We start from the raw sequence: 3354 nt of genomic DNA, 5'->3' as shown, positions 1-3354 counted from the left end.
AATGATGATAATGGTTATGATATAAGCGATTATTGTAAAATTATGAACGAGTTCGGAACAATGGAAGATTGGGATGAGCTATTACATGAAATGCATGAACGTAATATGAAACTTATGATGGACTTAGTTGTTAATCATACTTCGGATGAACATAATTGGTTTATTGAATCACGTAAATCAAAAGATAATAAATATAGAGATTACTATATATGGCGCCCTGGAAAAGAAGGGAAAGAACCGAACAACTGGGGAGCTGCTTTTAGTGGATCTGCATGGCAGTATGATGAAATGACGGATGAATATTATTTACATCTGTTTTCTAAAAAACAGCCAGATTTAAATTGGGATAATGAAAAGGTAAGACAAGATGTTTATGAAATGATGAAGTTTTGGTTAGAAAAAGGAATTGATGGCTTCCGTATGGATGTTATTAATTTTATTTCTAAAGAAGAGGGATTACCAGCTGTTGAAACAGAAGAAGAGGGGTATGTTTCAGGTCATAAGCATTTTATGAACGGTCCAAACATTCATAAATATTTACATGAAATGAATGAGGAAGTATTATCGCATTATGATATTATGACGGTTGGTGAAATGCCTGGTGTAACGACAGAAGAAGCGAAATTGTATACTGGAGAAGAACGAAAAGAGTTGCAAATGGTATTCCAATTTGAACATATGGATTTAGATTCAGGAGAAGGTGGAAAGTGGGATGTAAAACCATGCTCACTTCTTACTTTAAAAGAGAATTTAACAAAGTGGCAAAAAGCATTAGAGCATACCGGATGGAATAGCCTTTATTGGAATAATCATGATCAGCCTCGCGTTGTATCTCGTTTTGGTAATGATGGAATGTATCGCATTGAATCAGCAAAAATGTTAGCGACAGTTCTTCATATGATGAAAGGAACGCCATATATTTATCAAGGAGAGGAAATTGGAATGACGAACGTTCGATTCCAATCAATTGATGAATATCGAGATATTGAAACGTTAAATATGTATAAAGAAAAAGTGATAGACCATGGTGAAGATATAGAAAAAGTAATGGAATCTATTTATATAAAGGGTCGTGATAATGCTAGAACTCCGATGCAGTGGAATGATCAGAATCACGCTGGATTTACAAAAGGTGAACCTTGGATTACTGTAAATCCTAACTATAAAGAGATTAATGTGAAACAAGCAATCCAAGATGAAGGTTCAATTTTTTATTACTATAAGAAATTAATTGAACTACGCAAAAATAATGAAATAGTTGTGTATGGATCATATGATTTAATATTAGATAATGACCCTTCTATTTTTGCTTATGTAAGAACATATGGAGATGAAAAACTACTTGTCATTGCAAACTTTACTGCGGATGAAAGTGTATTTGAAATGCCTAAGGATATTAGTTATAGTGAATCAGAGTTATTTATACACAATTACGATGTAGAAATCGGATCAATAGATAACATTCCATTACGTCCGTATGAAGCGATAGTGTTCAAATTGAAATAAGAAAAAGCCTTATGCCATTTCAAACTTGGCATAAGGCTTTTTGGATTACCATTTTAATATGGAGAATCCATATGGAGGAAGTGTAACTTGTAATACACTTGCTTCCGCTGAAAATTCTTCGTTTGTATAAATGTTAATTATTTTCTTACCAGTAACATGAAGAGGGAGTGAAACTGTAACTTCACTATTAGTAGGGTTTAAAACGAAAAAGATAGTTTCATCCTCATATGTTTTCGTATAAGAAATATAATTATGTTCATCATTTGCTTCGATGAATTGAAAAGTACCATGTCCTCCAAATGCTTTATGTTGTTTACGTAATAAAATCAATGTTTGTATATGGGTAAATAATGCATGATCTTGTTCTTTAGTATCCCAAATCATACATTTACGGCAATCAGGGTCCATGCCGCCATCCATACCAATTTCATCCCCGTAATAAATACAAGGAGAGCCGATGAAAGAAAGATGGAATACATAGAGCAGTTTCAACTTATTTTTATCTCCGTTGCATGTTGTTAAAATTCTTGGAGTATCATGGCTGTCTAATAAATGAAATGCTGCTTCATTTACATTCATAGAGTAGGAATGTAGAGATTCTGTAATTTGCTTCATGAATTCACTTGCTTTAATGGAATCGTTAGCAAAGTAAGAAAGTAGAGCATTTGTAACAGGATAGCTCATGACAGCATCAAATTGATCGCCTTGTAGCCACGGAAGGGCATCGTGCCAAATTTCTCCCAAAATATATACTTCAGGATTTAGTGTCTTTATTTCAGTTCGGAATTCTCTCCAAAAGTTGTGATCGACTTCATTGGCGACATCAAGGCGCCAGCCATCTATATTGAATTCTCGTACCCAATAACGTCCTACTTCAAGTAAGTATTCTTTTACATCTGGATGAGCTGTATTTAATTTAGGCATATACGGTGTAAAGGCGAAAGTATCATAATTTGGAAGTGGTTCGGTTATAATCGGAAATTCATGAATGTGGAACCACTCTTTATATGCGGACTTCTCACCATTCTCTAGTACGTCTTGAAATTTCTCGAAAAAGTATCCACTATGATTAAACACAGCATCGAGCATTACTTTTATACCGTGCTTATGACATTCTTCAACGAGCTCTTTAAAAGTTTCTTTCGTCCCAAATTGTGGGTCAATTTCCATATAGTCAATTGTGTCATATTTATGGTTTGAATGAGCTTTGAAAATAGGTGTGAAATATATTCCGGAAATGCCAAGCTTAACAAGGTAATCAAGGTTTTGAATAACACCAGAAAAATCTCCGCCGAAAAAATTAGTTGGAGTTGGATTCGCACTTCCCCAAGGAAGGGTGTTTTCTGGATTCAGCGTACTATCGCCATTAGCGAATCGCTCAGGGAAAATCTGATACCAAATGGTGTCTTTAATCCAAGATGGTGCTTTGAATACATCATCTGCATGAATAAATGGAAAACAGAAAAAGTTACCAACATCATCATTTGGAATGCTAGAAAAGAATCCTCGCTCTGCATAAATAAGAGTGTCTGTTTCAGATTTTAATTCAAACCCATAACGTAAGCGCTTAAATTTTGGTTCGATTGCAATGGACCAATAATCAAATAATGCAGTAGAACCCGTTTTTTTCATGGGTGTACTTGCTGATATCCATTTCCCGTCTTTCCATTCGTAAGGATCACCGTAAATAAGATCGGCGCTTTGAATATCATCTCTCTTAGTACGTACTCGGATGTGAATTGTTTGTTCATCATAAGCGTATGCATAATTATCTTTCGGCCTATGATAAATGGCTTCTTTAAACATATAGAAAATCCCCCTTCAATATCTCTATACATAGTATTCCCT

2 protein-coding genes are annotated in these 3354 nt (G+C 34.6%); one reads left to right on the top strand and one right to left on the bottom strand.

What is annotated here, in order from left to right:
- Window positions 1–1506, top strand: a 1506-nt coding sequence (locus ABWK52_RS27880) for a glycoside hydrolase family 13 protein (RefSeq protein WP_098505344.1), incomplete at its 5' end; no start/stop codon positions are given.
- A 45-nt stretch (window positions 1507–1551) separates the two neighbouring features.
- Here the strand turns inward: ABWK52_RS27880 and ABWK52_RS27875 are convergent.
- On the bottom strand, window positions 1552–3312 hold the full coding sequence (locus ABWK52_RS27875; protein ID WP_000471776.1) for an alpha-glycosidase: 1761 nt from the start codon (window positions 3310–3312) through the stop codon (window positions 1552–1554).
- Between the last annotated feature and the right edge of the window lie 42 nt (window positions 3313–3354).

Origin of the sequence: Bacillus sp. AP50 (genome assembly GCF_040492675.1) — a bacterium.
GTDB lineage: Bacteria > Bacillota > Bacilli > Bacillales > Bacillaceae_G > Bacillus_A > Bacillus_A cereus.
The sequence above is the reverse complement of the archived record's forward strand: the minus strand, read 5'-3'. Positions and strand labels throughout refer to the sequence as shown.

Bases quoted from the DNA above. Each gene is read 5' to 3' on its own strand.
- ABWK52_RS27875 (WP_000471776.1), bottom strand. From the start codon at position 3,312: ATGTTTAAAGAAGCCATTTATCATAGGCCGAAAGATAATTATGCATAC.